A 16,144-nucleotide genomic window follows, 5' to 3' on the forward strand; every position below is an offset into this window, starting at 1 on the left:
CGAGGGAGAACTACATGAATCTATCGACCGTTGCCGTCATCAGCGGCGCATCCAAAGGCCTGGGCCAGGCGCTGGCGCTTGGGCTGATGGATCCCGGCGCGCACATTATCACCATGGCGCGCAGCCGCAACGCGAGTCTTGCGGCCCGCGCGGCCGATGCCGGCTGCACGCTGCAGCAGATCCAGGTCGACCTGAGCGACCCGCGCGCCGCCCAACGCAGCGCCACGCAAATCATGGCCGCCCTGCCTGGCGGCGCGCAACGCTATCTGCTTATCAATAACGCGGGCACGGTCGATCCAGTACGGGCCGCCGCGCAACTGGACGACGAGGCCGCCATTACCGCCGCCTTTGGCCTGAACGTGACCAGCCTCATGCTGATGAGCGCCGCGTTCCTGCGCGCCACGCGCGACCTGAAAGCCCAACGCCGGATTCTGAACATTTCATCGGGTGCCGGCCGCAACGCCATGCCTGGCTGGGCCGTGTATTGCGCTACCAAAGCGGCCGTAGACCGATACTCGCAGGTCGTCGCGGCCGAGGCACCCGATGTACGCGTTGTTTCGCTCGCCCCAGGCGTGGTCGATACGGGGATGCAGGAACACATACGCGCAAGCGATCCCAAAGACTTCCCGGGCCTGTCGCGCTTCGTGTCCATGCACGAAGAAGGCCAGCTTGCCTCGCCCGCCGAAACGGCCGCAAAGATCCTCCGCTATATCGCCCGTGACGATTTCGGCACGACCGTGCTCGATGACATACGAAATTATTCCTGATAGCAAAACCATGACTGAATCCACCTCCATTCCCCCCGCCACGCACAGCGCCCCTGCCGCCGCCGACGAGAACCGCCTGATCGCCGAGCGCCGCAGCAAGCTGAGCAAACTGCGCAACGAGGGGCTTGCCTACCCGAACGACTTCCGGCCTGACAGCGCCAGCGCCCAGTTGCACGAAGCTTACGACGCATTGGACCAGGAGGCCGTTGCCGCAGCCGGACGGCATGTCAAGGTTGCGGGGCGCATGATGCTTAAACGCGTCATGGGCAAGGCCAGCTTCGCCACCGTGCAAGATGGCGCAGGACGCATCCAGATCTATCTCGACCGGGCCAGCCTCGGCGAAGATCGATACGCCGATTTCAAAACCTGGGACATCGGCGACATTATTGCGATTGAAGGCAATGTCTTCAAAACCAACAAGGGCGAGCTGTCCGTGCATGCGCAAAGCGCGCGGCTGCTGGCCAAGTCCCTGAGGCCACTGCCCGATAAGTTTCATGGGGTCGCCGACCAGGAGCTGCGTTACCGGCAGCGCTACGTCGACCTGATCATGACCGAAGAAACCCGGCATACCTTCAAGGCACGCAGCAAAACAGTAGGCAGCATCCGCCAGTTCATGCTGGATAACGGTTTTCTGGAAGTCGAAACACCCATGCTGCACCCGATCCCGGGCGGCGCCAGCGCCAAACCTTTCGAGACGCATCACAATGCGCTCGACATGGACATGTTCTTGCGCATTGCGCCCGAACTTTACCTCAAGCGCCTGGTCGTAGGCGGCTTCGATCGCGTCTTTGAAATCAACCGCAATTTTCGCAACGAAGGAGTCAGCCCGCGCCATAATCCTGAATTCACGATGATGGAGTTTTATGCCGCCTATACCGATTACCGCTGGCTGATGGACTTCACCGAATCGCTGATTCGCGCCGCGGCGCAGGCCGCATGCGGCAGCACCGCATTAAACTACCAGGGGCGGCCGCTGGATTTGGGCCGGCCCTTCGACCGCCTGACCATCGTACAGGCGATACAGAAATACGCCAGCGGATACACCACGGAGCAACTGCACGACGAAGCCTTCTTGCGCACGGAACTCAAAAGGCTGGGCGCCGATGTAAACGGCCCGGTACTCGCCAGAGCAGGAATCGGTGCCTTGCAATTGGCGCTGTTCGAGGAAACGGCGGAATCCAAATTGTGGCAACCCACCTTTATCATCGATTACCCCATCGAGGTGTCGCCGCTGGCGCGCGCCTCGGATACGCAAGCCGGAATCACTGAGCGCTTCGAGCTGTTCGCCACCGGCCGCGAAATTGCCAACGGGTTTTCCGAATTGAACGATCCCGAAGACCAGGCGGCGCGCTTTCAGGCGCAGGTTCAGGCCAAAGATGCCGGCGACGAAGAAGCCATGTATTACGACGCTGACTATATTCGCGCGCTCGAATACGGCATGCCTCCCACGGGCGGTTGCGGTATCGGGATAGACCGCCTGGTGATGATGCTGACCGACAGCCCCAGCATCCGCGACGTTATCCTGTTTCCGCATCTGCGCCGGGAAGATTGATTCGGTTATGTGTTTGTGGCGCCCCATCCAAAGCAAAACAGGCGGCCTGGATTTCACCGTAGGGCTTCAACGCAGGCTGCTGCCGCCGGCAAATATCCATGGCCAACGGGCAGCGCGCATTGAACGCACAACCCAGCGGAGGATTCAACGGACTGGGCAGCTCACCGCTTAGCTTGATGCGCTCGCGGCGCAGTTCCGGGTTCAGGCGCGGCGTAGCCGATAGCAAAGCCCGGGTATAGGGATGACGCGGGTTGCCGAATATCTGCGCCTTGGGCCCCTGCTCGACCGTGCGCCCCAGATACATCACCATCACCTCGTCGGCCAAGTGTTCAACCACCGACAAATCGTGTGAAATGAACACGTACGAAAGACTGAGCTCCTTTTGCAGATCCATCATCAGATTCAACACCTGCGCGCGCACCGACACATCCAGCGCGGAGACCGCCTCGTCGGCAATCAGAACATCCGGATTAAGCATCAGGCCCCGCGCGATGGCTATCCGCTGGCGCTGGCCACCCGAAAACATGTGTGGATAACGATGGTAGAACTCGGGGCGCAAACCCACCAGCGCCATCATCGCGTGGGCTTTCTCACGACGCTCGGGGCCACTGAGCCTGGTATTGATGAGCAAGGGCTCTTCAAGAATGGTCCCTACCTTTTTGCGCGGATTAAGCGACGCATACGGGTTCTGAAACACAATCTGGATTTTTTGGCGGCGCAGTTTTTCCGCGGCAGGATCTTTTTTCAGCAGATCCTGGCCCTGATAATACAGATGACCCGCCGTGGGTGTTTCGATCAAGGTCAGCAATCGCCCCAGAGTCGATTTGCCGCAGCCCGATTCGCCGACCACCGCAAGCGTCTTGCCGCGCTCCAGGGTAAACGACACACCATCCAGAGCCTTGACCGTCTGCATCGGCGAGAAAAGACCTTTCTTCACCGGGTAATATTTTTTCAGGTCGACGGCCTCAAGCAAATGCTCGCTGGACACGGGCGCCGATCCGGCGGCCGATACCCGTGCAGGCGCCGCGGCAACCTCGGGCGTGATGGAGCTGTTCATCGCACAGGGTCTCCCGATTCATTCAAAGGCGTGTGGCACTTGACCTGCCGACCGGGCGCGCCGCGCAGCTCGGGCTCGTGCTGGCGGCAAAATTCGGTGGCATAAGCGCAACGCGGGCTGAGCAGGCAACCCTGGGGACGATCGTACTTCCCCGGCACCACTCCAGGCAGCGAATCCAGGCGCGACCGACCTTTCGAAAACTCCGGCAAAGCGCGCAACAGGGCCTGTGTGTAAGGATGCTGGGGGCTGCGAAAGATATCGCTCGCCCGGCCCGACTCCACCAACTGTCCGGCGTACATCACGATAATGCGATCGGCCGCTTCGGCTACCAGCGCCAGATCATGGCTAATCAGTACCAGGGCCAGGCCTTCGCTACGCTGCAAATCCAGCAGCAGATCGATGATCTGCGCCTGGATGGTGACGTCCAGCGCGGTAGTAGGCTCGTCGGCAATCAAAAGCTTGGGCCGGCAGGCAATGGCCATGGCAATCATCACGCGCTGGCTCATTCCACCCGACATCTGATGCGGATAGGCGTCCAGCCGCGATTGCGGATCGGGAATGCCGACCTGATTGAGCAATTCAATAGTGCGCGCCCGGCGCGCGTGGCGGCTGCCGCCCTGGTGCGCTCCAATCGCCTCCATGATCTGATAGCCGACGGTGTAACAAGGGTTCAAGCTCGTCATGGGGTCCTGAAAAATCATGGCCACTTCCGAACCAATCAACGTACGCCGCGCCTTTTCGGGGAGTTTCAGGAGATCGCGGCCTTCGAAACTCAAGGCATCGGCGCTGACAACACCCGGAAAATCGATCAGCCCCATCACCGCCAGCGAACTGACCGATTTGCCCGAACCCGATTCGCCCACGACGCCCAGGACCTCTCCGGCCTCAACCCGATAGCTAATGCGATCGACTGCCTTGAAAGGCGCATCGCGATCACCGAAATGCACCGACAGGTTCTGTATATCCAGCAATGACATCAGCGCCCCTTACACCTTCAGCTTGGGATCGAGCGCATCGCGCAGGCCGTCGCCCATCAGATTAAACGCCAGAACAGCCAGCAAAATCGCAATACCCGGAAAGGCAACGACCCACCAGGCGCGCTGCGTGAACTGCAAAACGTCGGCCAGCATCGTGCCCCACTCAGGGGTGGGCGGCTGCGCGCCCATACCCAGAAAGCCCAAGGCGGCCATGTCGAGGATGGCATTGGAAAAGCCGAGTGAAGCCTGTACGATCAAAGGCGCCAGGCAGTTGGGTAATACATTGATGAACATTTGGCGCATCGCGCCCGCGCCCGCCACGCGCGAGGCCGTCACATAATCGCGGCTAACCTCGATCAGCACAGCGGCCCGCGTCAGCCGCACATAATGCGGCAAGGCCACAAAGGTAAGCGCCAGCGACGCATTGACGATGGATGGGCCGAAAATGGCCACCAGCACCAACGCCAGCAGCAAGCTGGGCAAGGCCAGCATAATATCGACCAGCCGCATGATAACAATATCGATCATGCCGCCCAGATAACCGGCCAGCAAGCCCATCACGATTCCCAAAATTAGCGACAGCGTCACGACCAGGCAACCGACCAACAGTGACAAGCGCGAACCGAACATGAGCCGTGAAAGCAGATCGCGGCCGATATCATCAGTGCCCAGGACAAACCGCCACGAGCCGCCATCCTGCCACACCGGGGGCTGCAGCAGCGCGTCGCGATATTGCATGGTGGGGTCGTGCGGCGCGAGCCAGCCCGCACCCAGCGCAATGACCAGCATGACAACGATATATGCCAACCCCAGCACCGCGCCCTTGTTGCGGCGAAAATCGCCCCAGAAAGCGGCCAAGGGGCCGGGCGGCATGGGAGCCAATACAAGTTCCGACATCAGTGGCTCCTTATTTGCGGCGGCGGATTCGCGGATTGGCCACGCCATACAGCACGTCGACCAATACATTGACCAGAATGATCAGGGTCGCCACCACCAGCACCCCACCCTGCACGACGGGGTAGTCGCGCTCTTGCAACCCCTGAATCAACCATCGTCCCAGCCCCGGCCAGGAAAAAATCGTCTCAGTCAGAATGGCGCCGGCAAGCAAGGTTCCCACCTGCAGGCCAATGACGGTAATGACCGGCAGCAAGGCATTGCGCAGCGCGTGCACCACAATCACGCGCATACGGCTCAAGCCCTTGGCGCGCGCCGTGCGGATATAGTCTTCGCCCAGCACCTCGAGCATGGAAGAGCGCGTCATGCGCACGATCACGGCAAGAGGGATGGTCGCCAGCACAATCGCCGGCAAAATAATATGGTGCAGCGCGTTGAGAAAATCGCCTTGCTCGCCGTAAAACAAGGTGTCGATCAACATAAAGCCCGTTAACGGCAGGCTGTCGTCGAGAAAAACCGTATCCCCGATGCGGCCCGACACAGGCATCAGATTCCAGTGCACCGATACCAGCATGATCAGCATCAGTCCCCACCAGAATATCGGCATGGAATAGCCGGCCAGCGAAATGCTGACCGCGGTATGGTCGAAGATCGAGCCCCGCTTGACGGCAGCCAGCATACCGACCGGAATGCCCACCACAATAGCCAATAGCATGGCCACCGTGCCCAGTTCGAACGTGGCCTTGAAACGCGGTACAAACTCCTGCCATACCGGCAAGCGGCTGGTCAGCGTTGTGCCCAAATCGCCATGCAGCACATTCCAGACATAATGGAAATATTGCACGTACAAAGGCCGGTCCAGCCCCAATTGCGCCATCAGCATGGCATGACGCTCGGGTGAGATGCCGCGCTCGCCCGCCATCACCATGACGGGGTCGCCGGGGATCAGATGCACGAAGGCAAACGTCAGGAGCGTAATTCCGATAAAGGTAGGAATGACCAGCCCCAGGCGCCGAAAGATAAAAGACAACATAAAAAGCTTCTCTGATCAAGCCTGCGTGCGCATCCGAAAATGAATGCGGCTTGCAGGCGAACACGGTTCACCGCCGCCCAAGGCAGAGGTGAACCGCAAGAAGTACCCTGGAAGCGAGTACCGAGAACGTTCTAGTCGAGGCTGACGTTACCGAATATGTGACGGCCCAGGGGCGACACAACGTAGCCTTTAACGTTCTTGCGCAAAGGCTCGTACACCGTCGAGTGCGCAATCATCAAGGCAGGCGCCTGATCATGCATGACAACCTGGGCCTGTTTGTAGAGCTCGGTGCGCTTGGCCTGGTCGGCCGTTGCGCGTGCCGGCAAGATCAGCTTTTCAAAGGGCTCGTAGCACCAGCGTGAATAGTTCGAGCCCTTTTTGGCGGCATCGCAGCTGAACAAGGTGGCCAGGAAATTGTCGGGATCGCCATTGTCGCCCGTCCAGCCGATCAGCATGGTTTGATGTTCGCCCGCCTTGGCGCGCTTGAGGTATTCGCCCCATTCGTAGCTGACAATCTTGGCCTTGACGCCGATTTTGGCCCAGTCGGACTGGATCATCTCGGCCATCCGGCGCGCGTTCGGGTTGTAGGGCCGTTGCACCGGCATGGCCCACAGATCGGTATCGAAACCATTCGGGTAGCCCGCTTCCTTCAGCAGTTCCTTGGCTTTGACGGGATCGTAGGGATAGTCTTTCACGTCATTGTTATACGACCACATGGTAGGCGGCAACAGATTCTTGGCCGGCTGCCCAGCCCCCTGAAAGACGGCCTCGATAATCGCTTTTTTGTCGACCGCCATGCTGAGCGCCTGGCGCACCTTGACATTATCAAAGGGTTTTTTCTGGGTATTGAACGACAGGTATCCAACATTCAAACCCGCCTGCTGCTTCATCTGAATATCGGGGTTTTTCTTCATGGCCGCGATATCGGCCGGATTGGGATACGGCATGGACTGGCATTCATTTTTTTGCAATTTGGCATAGCGCACGGTGGCGTCAGGCGTAATGGAGAACACCAGGCGGTCAATCTTGGGTTTGGCTCCCCAATAATTTTTGAACGCCTTGTATTGAATGCGCGCGTCTTTTTGATAGGACACGAACTCGAACGGCCCGGTGCCGATGGGCTCGCTATCCATTTTCTCGGGCGTACCGGCCTTCAACAAAGCGTCGGCATACTGGGCCGACTGGATCGAGGCGAACTCCATGCCCAGATTGGCGATAAACGGCGCATCGGGGCGGTTCAGCACAAAACGGACGGTGTAATCGTCGACCTTTTCAATTTTGTTGATAAGGCTGCCCATGCCCATACCCTGAAAATACTGGTATGTGCCGCCCGAAATCTTGTGGTAGGGATTATCGGCATCTTTCTGGCGGGCAAACGTAAACAGCACATCGTCGGCATCGAAATTACGCGTGGGTTTGAACAGCTTGTTGCTGTGGAACTTGACCCCTTTGCGCAAATGAAAGGTGTAGACCTTGCCGTCATCGCTGACATCCCATTTTTCGGCCAGCGATGGCCCCACGACAGTCGTACCCGGGTTGAATTGAACCAAGCGGTTAAAGATAGGATGCGTCGCGTCGTTGGTCGTCCCCGACGTAAATAGGGACGCATTGAAGCCCTCGGGCGAACCCTCGGAGCAAAATACATAGGTTTTGGCCTGAACCGCCGACGCTGCAAATGCCAGTGCGGCTACAGCCAGACTCAGCTTCAGATGACGATATCTCATGATTTATCCTTTGTCTCGTAAAGCGCCCGGGCTGAACGCGCCGCAACGCAGTAAGCGCTGTGAATGTAGCATGAAACAAGGCCGTTTCGTTACTCTGAAAACTCTGGGATATACCCTCGATTGGCACCCACGCGAGGTGCCGCTACAGAGAGCGTAAAGGTGGATTTTGTAGCGACAGGCCTTGTGCCTGTCATCGGTGCAAGATACCGCCCTGCCAGCCGGGGTTTCGCCACCCACAAGGGGTGGCGCCACAGAGAGGCTACACCGTGAAAGACTCGCCGCAACCGCAAGTGCCTTTTTCGTTCGGGTTAGCGAACTTGAAGCCTTCGTTCAGGCCTTCGCGTGAATAATCGAGTTGCGTGCCATCGAGATAAGAGAGGCTTTGAGGATCGATGAATACCTTGACCCCCATCGACTCGACCAGGATATCGTCGGGTTGGGCCTGGTCCACGTACTCGATTTTGTAAGCCATGCCGGAGCATCCCGTATTGCGAACGCCCAGGCGCAGCCCAATACCTGTGCCGCGTTTTTTAAGATAACGGTCGATGTGATCGGCTGCTTTCTGTGTAAGGGTAATGCTCATGACAGCTCCTGAAGCTTCTGTTTGTAGTTGCGCACCGCCGCCTTGATGGCGTCTTCGGCCAAAATCGAACAGTGAATCTTGACGGGCGGCAAAGCCAGTTCTTCGGCAATTTGCGTACTGCGTATGTCCATGGCCTGATCCAGCGTTTTACCCTTGACCCATTCGGTTACCAGAGAACTGGCGGCTATTGCTGAACTGCTGCCATAGGTTTTGAACCGGGCTTCTTCAATGATACCCGATCTGTTCACCCTGATTTGCAGCCGCATCACGTCGCCCAGCGCGGGGGCCCCGACCAGACCGGTGCCAACGTCCGCCCCGGACTGGTCGAAAGCGCCGACGTTGCGCGGGTTTTCGTAGTGATCAAGCAGTTTTTCGCTATAAACCATAGATGTTTCCCGGCTAGCGGCTAGCCCATTGCACCGTATTCAGGTCAATGCCTTCCTGGGCCATTTCCCACAGCGGAGACATATCGCGCAATTTACGCACGCGGTCATCAATCAGTTGAACCGCAAAATCGATTTCTTCCATCGTCGTGAATCGGCCGATCGTAAAGCGTATGGAGCTATGCGCAAGTTCGTCGCTGCGGCCCAGGGCGCGCAACACATAAGAGGGCTCGAGGCTGGCTGACGTACAGGCCGAACCGCTCGATACCGCCAGCTCTTTAATCGCCATCATCAGCGACTCGCCTTCGACATAGTCGAAGCTGACATTCAGATTATGGGCCACGCGCTGTTCGATATCGCCATTTAAGGAAACGGCCTCGATCTTCGATATCCCCGCCCACAGGCGATCGCGCAGCACGCGAATACGCTTATTTTCAACCGCCATTTCTTCACGCGCCAAACGGAAGGCCTCGCCCATGCCCACAATCTGATGAGTGGCCAGTGTGCCCGAACGGAACCCACGCTCGTGCCCCCCGCCATGCATCTGGGCCTCGATACGGACACGCGGCTTGCGCCGTATGTACAAAGCGCCTATCCCCTTGGGGCCATAGGTTTTATGGGCCGAAAGCGACATCAGATCGACGTCGAGCGTTTGCAAGTCAATGGGGGTCTTACCCGTTGCCTGCGCTGCATCCACATGAAACACGATGCCCTTCTCGCGGCAGATTTTACCAATGGCGGCAATATCCTGAATAACGCCAATCTCGTTGTTGACGAACATGACCGACACCAGAATGGTGTCGGCCCGGATGGCCGCAAGCAAGGTGTTCAGATCGACCAGGCCATCGTTGCCCACGTCGAGGTAACTGACCTCGAAGCCCTGGCGTTCGAGCTCGTGGCAGGTATCCAGCACAGCCTTGTGCTCGGTTTTAACCGTAATAATATGTTTGCCGCGACTGGCATAAAAGGCGGCCGCCCCTTTAATCGCCAGATTGTCCGATTCGGTCGCTCCCGATGTCCAGACAATTTCACGCGGGTCGGCATTAAGCAACTTTGCGACTTCAGCGCGTGCGCCTTCTACCGCTTCTTCGGCCTCCCACCCATACGAATGGCTGGACGACGCCGGATTGCCAAACTGTTCATACAGCCATGGCACCATTTTGTCGACGACGCGCGGATCGACCGGCGTAGTCGCCGAATAATCCAGGTACACCGGACGTGAACGCATCGAACTGACTCCTGAAAATCTTTATGCCGCAACCGGAGCTGCGGCCCCGACACCGGGCATTCTGTTAAGGCGCGCTTCGGCCAGCTCTTGGGACGACTCCTGCAGCAGACGCATACGCTGCTGATCGACCAGATCCTGCAAAGAAACCGAATCCAGATAATCAACCATTTTTCGATTAAGAGTAGACCACAAATCGTGGGTCATGCACTTGCCGGACTTGCCAATGCGGCCAATAGTGCAGTTTTCTTTGCCGCCGCAACTGGTCGCATCCAATGGCTCGTCAACCGCAAAAATCATGTCGGCAACCGTAATATTGCGTGCCAGACGGGCCAGCGAATACCCGCCCCCCGGCCCGCGCACACTATCGACCAGCTCGTGCCGGCGCAGCTTGCCAAATAATTGTTCGAGATAAGACAGCGAAATATTCTGACGCTGACTGATGGCCGCTAATGTAACAGGGCCACTTTGCTGCCGTAACGCCAGATCAATCATGGCGGTCACTGCAAAACGCCCTTTAGTCGTTAAACGCATGGTGATTTCCTTGCCCAAACCTGATGCAAATAAGTGGAACCATAGCCGGGATTCTTTAACCCGACTAATTAAGTCAAGTATATCAAATTCCCGACTGATTTACTGCGGTATGCAACCGTCGAAATTCGTCCGGCAATTTTGGAGATGGCAACCACACCTGGACAGTGTCTTGCATGGATGACAGGCACAAGGCCTGTCGCCACAAGCGGCGGGTAGGTTTTTGTAGCGGCACCCCTTGTGTGCGCCACGTACCGCGCACCCACAACAAAAAACCGCGGCTAGCGCGGTTTTTTGACGACAAACAGCATGGAAACACAAACGAGGTTATGCCGCCTGGTATTGCGTGGCGCGTTTACGCACCAATTCAAGAACACCCTGGCAGGCATCCTCGAGATAGTCGAGAACCTTGCCGAAGCCTTCCGGGCCGCCATAATAGGGATCGGGAACGGTGGCCTCTTCGAATTCGTTCGCAAAACGCATCAGAAGCATGAGCTTGTGCTGATAGATTTTGGGACACTGCTGCTGCAAGGCCGAGAGGTTTTCCCAGTCCATGGCCAGAATCATGTCGAATTCGCGAAAATCTTCGGCTGTAACCAGCCGCGCGGTGCGGCCGGAAATATCGTAGCCCCGCTTGCGCGCAGCGGCCTGCGCCCGCGCATCAGGGGGTTCGCCGATATGGAAGCTGTGGGTACCAGCTGAATCGACACCTACTACCCCGGATAATCCGGCATCGTCGATTAAATGGCGAAAGACGCCCTCTGCGCTCGGCGAGCGGCAGATATTACCCATGCAAACGAAAAGTACCTTAGTCATCATAGTTAAATTGTGAGGGAAAACCCGCAATAAGGCAAGACTTTTTTGCACTGTCACAATGTACTACGAACACTGGGTTGACAAATATAATATACAACTATATTAAGACTTTAGCTGGCTTTTAAAGATTTTTCAGAGAGTTTCAAACACCTGTTTGTCCTGCAAAAAGTGCTGGTAATAATGCAGTGCAGCACTCCCTTTATTTCGGGCGTTGCCGATCCGTTAGCCCGAAGCGGCACTAAGGTAAACCCTAGGCCTGACGACGTTATAAGACGAACGCAGCGACCGTCGAAATGGCCGAAGCGATAACGCGATTCATTGATATTGCTGCGGATCAGCATATTTTGCTGTTGGTATTTTCCAACAAAATATTACATGAGCGGGTGAAATTCACATTAAGAGGGTAGCAGCAGGTTCCGAGGTGGTTGGCAAACCCTCGACAATCCATTCACCTTACGGATGCCCCGGGCCAAACAAGGCGCGATCCTTTAATCGGTTCAAGGAATCGCGCGCTGCGGCCGCCTGCTCGAATTCAAGATTCCTGGCATGGTCGAGCATCAGTTTTTCCAAGCGCCGGATCTCCTTGGCCAGAGATTTCTCGTCATGCAATACCTCGGACGATATATCGTCCGGCACCAGGGAAGGATCGGGAGTCGACACGAAGCCGTCGATCAATTCACGTACCGCCTTGTTCACGCTGCGAGCGGTAATGCCGTGCACTTTGTTGAACTCTATTTGCTTGTTGCGGCGCCTCTCGGTCTCGCCCATGGCCCGCTGCATGGAATCTGTAATGCGATCGGCATACAAAATGGCGCGGCCATGCAGGTTGCGCGCGGCACGTCCCATAGTCTGGATCAAACTGCGCTCGGAACGCAGAAACCCTTCTTTATCCGCATCGAGGATCGCCACCAACGAAACCTCAGGTATATCCAGCCCCTCGCGCAACAGATTGATACCGACCAACACATCGAACACCCCCAGGCGCAAATCGCGGATGATCTCCACCCGTTCGACGGTCTCGATATCGGAGTGCAGGTAGCGCACCTTCAAACCGCTTTCAGCCAGATAATCGGTCAAGTCCTCGGACATGCGCTTGGTCAGCGTGGTGACCAGTACCCGCTCTTTAAGCGCAATACACTTCTTGATCTCTCCCAGCAGGTCATCGACCTGGGTCAGGGCCGGACGCACCTCGACTTCCGGATCGACCAGGCCGGTGGGCCGTACGAGCTGCTCCACGACGTTATCGGAATGCTCTTTTTCGTACGCAGCGGGAGTAGCCGATACGAAAACACACTGGCGCATGCGCTGCTCAAATTCCTCGAGCTGCAGCGGACGGTTGTCGAGCGCCGAAGGCAGGCGGAAACCAAACTGCACCAAGGTTTCTTTTCGCGACCGGTCACCACGGTACATGCCGCCCAACTGCCCCATCGTCACATGGCTTTCGTCGATGAACATCAAGGCATCGGCCGGCAGATAGTCGATCAGTGTCGGCGGCGGCTCGCCGGGCGCGGCCCCCGACAGATGGCGCGAATAGTTCTCGATCCCCTTGCAAAACCCCAGCTCCTGCAGCATTTCCAGATCGAAACGCGTGCGCTGCTCCAGCCGCTGCGCCTCAACGAGCTTGCCATCCTTGACAAGCACATCGAGCCGCTCGCGCAACTCGATCTTGATAGTCTCGACGGCACGCAACACCGTTTCGCGCGGCGTTACGTAATGCGAACTGGGGAACACAGTGAAGCGCGGCGTTTTCTGCTTGATCCGGCCTGTCAGCGGATCGAACATTTCAAGACTTTCGATTTCGTCGTCGAACATGGTGATTCGCAAGGCCAGCTCGGCATGCTCGGCGGGAAACACGTCTATGGTTTCGCCGCGTGCCCGAAATTTGCCGCGCACAAACTCCACGTCATTGCGCTCATATTGCATTGCCACCAGGCGCGCCAGCAACTCCCGCCGGGGGATGGTATCGCCCGTACGCAAGGTCAGCACCATCGCGTGGTAATCGCCAGGATTACCTATCCCGTATATACACGAGACCGTACCTACGATGATGGTGTCGCGCCGCTCGAGCAGGCTTTTAGTGGCCGACAGGCGCATCTGCTCGATATGTTCATTGATGGACGAATCCTTTTCAATGAACAGGTCGCGCGCGGCCACATAAGCCTCGGGCTGATAGTAATCGTAGTACGACACGAAATACTCGACCGCGTTATTCGGGAAAAAGTCACGCATCTCGGCGTACAGCTGCGCGGCCAGCGTTTTGTTGGGCGCCAGCACAATTGCCGGACGGCCCAGGCGGGCGATGACGTTGGCCATCGTATAAGTCTTGCCCGACCCGGTTACGCCCAGCAGCGTCTGGAACATCAAGCCGTCGCTGATGCCCTCGATCAGCGATTCAATAGCTGTGGGTTGATCCCCAGCGGGCGCAAACGGCTGGTATAACTGAAACGGACTATCAAGGTACTGGACAAAGCCTGGATCACTCATCAGCTGGACACATTAAGGGTAAACCCCTTATTATCACACTATTGTCCAAAACCCACCTACTCATCAACTACCCACCCCAAATGAACTCTCTTTTCGATTCCGTCGAACTCGCCCCGCGCGACCCCATTCTTGGCCTTAACGAACAATACAACGCCGACACCCGCAGCAATAAAGTCAATCTTGGAATAGGCGTGTACTGCGACGACCAAGGCCGGATTCCGCTGCTCAAGGCAGTTCGCCAGGCAGAAATTGCGCAAACCGAGGCGGCGGCGGCTCGCGGCTATCTGCCTATTGACGGAATCCCCGGCTACAACAAGGGAGCCCAAACGCTGCTGTTGGGCAAAAACTCCGCGCTTGTCGCCGAGGGCCGCGTCTTGACCGCCCAGACTTTGGGCGGCACGGGAGCCCTGAAGGTCGGCGCCGATTTCCTGCGACGTTTGCTGCCCGGCTCCAAGGTTGCGATCAGCAACCCCAGCTGGGAAAACCATCGCGCCATCTTCGAAAACGCCGGCTTTACCGTCGACACCTACGCCTATCACAACGCGGCCACCCACGGCCTGGATTTCGAGGGCATGCTGGCGGCGCTGGACAAGCTGCCGACCCAAACCGTCGTCGTGCTGCACGCCTGCTGCCACAATCCCACCGGTGTCGATCCCACCCTTGATCAATGGCGGAAAATTGCCAACGTGGTCAAAGAAAAACAGCTCGTGCCTTTTCTGGACATTGCCTATCAGGGCTTTGGCGAAGGCCTGGAAGAAGACGCCTCGGTGGTGCGTTTGTTCGCCGAGCTAGGCTTGACCATGCTTGTCAGTTCTTCGTTCTCGAAGTCGTTCTCGCTTTACGGAGAACGTGTGGGCGCCCTGACGCTCATCTCGGCCAGCCGCGAAGAATCCACCCGCGTATTAAGCCAGCTCAAGCGCCTGATCCGCACCAACTACTCCAACCCGCCCACGCATGGCGGCACGGTCGTCTCGATGGTGCTGAATACGCCTGAACTTTACGCACTTTGGACCCAAGAACTGACGAGCATGCGCGAGCGCATTCGCGCCATGCGCATCCAGTTGGTCGAAAAGCTGAAGACCCACGGCGTCAAACAGAATTTCGATTTTGTGCTGGCCCAGCGCGGCATGTTTTCATATTCAGGCCTGACCTCGGCTCAGGTCGACCGTCTGCGCGAAGAACACGCGATATACGCCATCAACAGCGGGCGCATCTGCGTCGCGGCCCTGAATAGCCGCAACATCGACTACGTGGCAGAAGCCATCGCCAAAGTGCTGTAAGCTTTTTTGGCTGCCATCGAATCATGTAGTGGCAGCCCTTGTGGCTGCCATTTTCGATAAACAAGGTGCAGGTTATTGCATAGATGTCACCCACAAGGGGTGCCGCTACAAAAACGTACCCGCTACCGCTTGTTTTCCTGACAGAACTCGTGCAGAATACGTGCTGTATATAAATACAGCTAAGGTTTTTGCATGGCCGTCAAGCTTACCGCGCGTCAACAACAAATACTGGATCTCATCCGTACGGAGATCGCGCGCACCGGCTTTCCGCCTACACGCGCCGAAATCGCGCGTACGCTGGGGTTCAAGTCCGCCAACGCCGCCGAAGACCACCTTAAGGCCTTAGCCAAAAAGGGGGCTATCGAACTCACCGCGGGTGCGTCGCGTGGTATCAGGTTGAAAAACCAAGCCACCTCAGCGCCTTCTACAGTCTCTGGGCTGGCACAACTGTTTTTGCCACTTATAGGCCGGGTAGCGGCGGGCAGCCCTATTCTCGCCACCGAGCACATCGAACGCGAAATCGGTGTCGAAGCCTCCTTGTTCAGCCAAACACCCGACTACTTGTTGAGGGTTCGCGGTTTAAGCATGCGCGACGCAGGCATACTGGATGGCGACCTGCTCGCCATTAAAAAAACCCTCGAAGCACGCAACGGCCAGATCGTCGTCGCACGGCTGGGCGACGACGTTACCGTCAAGCGCCTCTCCGAATCGGGCAACCGCATCGAGCTGCTGCCCGAAAACCCCGATTTCAAGCCCATCGTTGTTGGCCCCGACGACGATTTTTCCCTGGAAGGCATTGTCGTGGGCCTCATCCGCACTACCCCGTTGCATTAAGGCG

15 protein-coding genes are annotated in these 16,144 nt (G+C 57.5%); 4 read left to right on the top strand and 11 right to left on the bottom strand.

The window, feature by feature from the left end; all coding sequences use genetic code 11:
• Positions 1-14 precede the first annotated feature (14 nt).
• Both EDC26_RS14305 and lysS read left to right on the top strand, forming a co-directional pair.
• On the top strand, positions 15-767 hold the full coding sequence (locus tag EDC26_RS14305) for an SDR family oxidoreductase (protein WP_132583794.1): 753 nt from the start codon (positions 15-17) through the stop codon (positions 765-767).
• A 10-nt stretch (positions 768-777) separates the two neighbouring features.
• Positions 778-2,319, top strand: coding sequence for a lysine--tRNA ligase (gene lysS, locus EDC26_RS14310; protein ID WP_132583796.1), 1,542 nt, complete (start codon positions 778-780; stop codon positions 2,317-2,319).
• Here lysS and EDC26_RS14315 read toward each other — a convergent pair.
• From EDC26_RS14315 to uvrB, 11 genes are all read right to left on the bottom strand, one after another.
• Complete coding sequence (locus tag EDC26_RS14315; protein ID WP_132583798.1) at positions 2,285-3,376, bottom strand: peptide ABC transporter ATP-binding protein; 1,092 nt, start codon at positions 3,374-3,376, stop codon at positions 2,285-2,287. The two genes, lysS and EDC26_RS14315, sit on opposite strands and share 35 nt — an antisense overlap.
• Positions 3,373-4,353, bottom strand: a complete 981-nt coding sequence (dppD, locus tag EDC26_RS14320) for a dipeptide ABC transporter ATP-binding protein (protein WP_132583800.1) — start codon at positions 4,351-4,353, stop codon at positions 3,373-3,375. Before dppD ends, EDC26_RS14315 begins: the two co-directional genes overlap by 4 nt.
• Before the next feature lie 9 nt (positions 4,354-4,362).
• Positions 4,363-5,250, bottom strand: coding sequence for a dipeptide ABC transporter permease DppC (gene dppC / locus EDC26_RS14325; protein ID WP_132583802.1), 888 nt, complete (start codon positions 5,248-5,250; stop codon positions 4,363-4,365).
• Between the two features lie 10 nt (positions 5,251-5,260).
• On the bottom strand, positions 5,261-6,280 hold the full coding sequence (gene dppB, locus EDC26_RS14330) for a dipeptide ABC transporter permease DppB (protein ID WP_132583804.1): 1,020 nt from the start codon (positions 6,278-6,280) through the stop codon (positions 5,261-5,263).
• Between the two features lie 131 nt (positions 6,281-6,411).
• Complete coding sequence (locus tag EDC26_RS14335) at positions 6,412-8,004, bottom strand: ABC transporter substrate-binding protein (RefSeq protein WP_132583806.1); 1,593 nt, start codon at positions 8,002-8,004, stop codon at positions 6,412-6,414.
• 259 nt (positions 8,005-8,263) lie between these two features.
• Positions 8,264-8,587, bottom strand: coding sequence for an iron-sulfur cluster assembly protein IscA (gene iscA, locus EDC26_RS14340; protein ID WP_132583808.1), 324 nt, complete (start codon positions 8,585-8,587; stop codon positions 8,264-8,266).
• Positions 8,584-8,973, bottom strand: coding sequence for a Fe-S cluster assembly scaffold IscU (gene iscU, locus EDC26_RS14345; protein WP_132583810.1), 390 nt, complete (start codon positions 8,971-8,973; stop codon positions 8,584-8,586). The genes iscA and iscU overlap by 4 nt, the downstream gene beginning before the upstream one ends.
• A 13-nt stretch (positions 8,974-8,986) precedes the next feature.
• On the bottom strand, positions 8,987-10,198 hold the full coding sequence (locus tag EDC26_RS14350) for an IscS subfamily cysteine desulfurase (protein ID WP_132583812.1): 1,212 nt from the start codon (positions 10,196-10,198) through the stop codon (positions 8,987-8,989).
• Positions 10,199-10,219: 21 nt separating this feature from the next.
• Entirely contained in the window at positions 10,220-10,729 is a 510-nt protein-coding gene (iscR, locus tag EDC26_RS14355; protein WP_132583814.1) for a Fe-S cluster assembly transcriptional regulator IscR, read from the bottom strand.
• Positions 10,730-11,053: 324 nt separating this feature from the next.
• On the bottom strand, positions 11,054-11,545 hold the full coding sequence (locus EDC26_RS14360; protein WP_132583955.1) for a low molecular weight protein-tyrosine-phosphatase: 492 nt from the start codon (positions 11,543-11,545) through the stop codon (positions 11,054-11,056).
• Positions 11,546-11,995: 450 nt separating this feature from the next.
• A complete protein-coding gene (uvrB, locus tag EDC26_RS14365; protein ID WP_132583816.1) occupies positions 11,996-14,026 on the bottom strand; it encodes an excinuclease ABC subunit UvrB in 2,031 nt (676 codons plus the stop codon).
• 80 nt (positions 14,027-14,106) lie between these two features.
• Here uvrB and EDC26_RS14370 point away from each other — a divergent pair, with 80 nt between their 5' ends.
• Both EDC26_RS14370 and lexA read left to right on the top strand, forming a co-directional pair.
• Positions 14,107-15,306, top strand: coding sequence for an amino acid aminotransferase (locus EDC26_RS14370; RefSeq protein ID WP_132583818.1), 1,200 nt, complete (start codon positions 14,107-14,109; stop codon positions 15,304-15,306).
• 192 nt (positions 15,307-15,498) lie between these two features.
• Positions 15,499-16,140: a transcriptional repressor LexA gene (gene lexA, locus EDC26_RS14375; protein ID WP_132583820.1), complete on the top strand. Its 642-nt coding sequence runs from the start codon at positions 15,499-15,501 to the stop codon at positions 16,138-16,140.
• Positions 16,141-16,144: the final 4 nt, after the last annotated feature.

The organism is Paralcaligenes ureilyticus (genome assembly GCF_004346225.1).
In the GTDB taxonomy this organism is placed as follows: Bacteria; Pseudomonadota; Gammaproteobacteria; order Burkholderiales; family Burkholderiaceae_B; genus Paralcaligenes; species Paralcaligenes ureilyticus.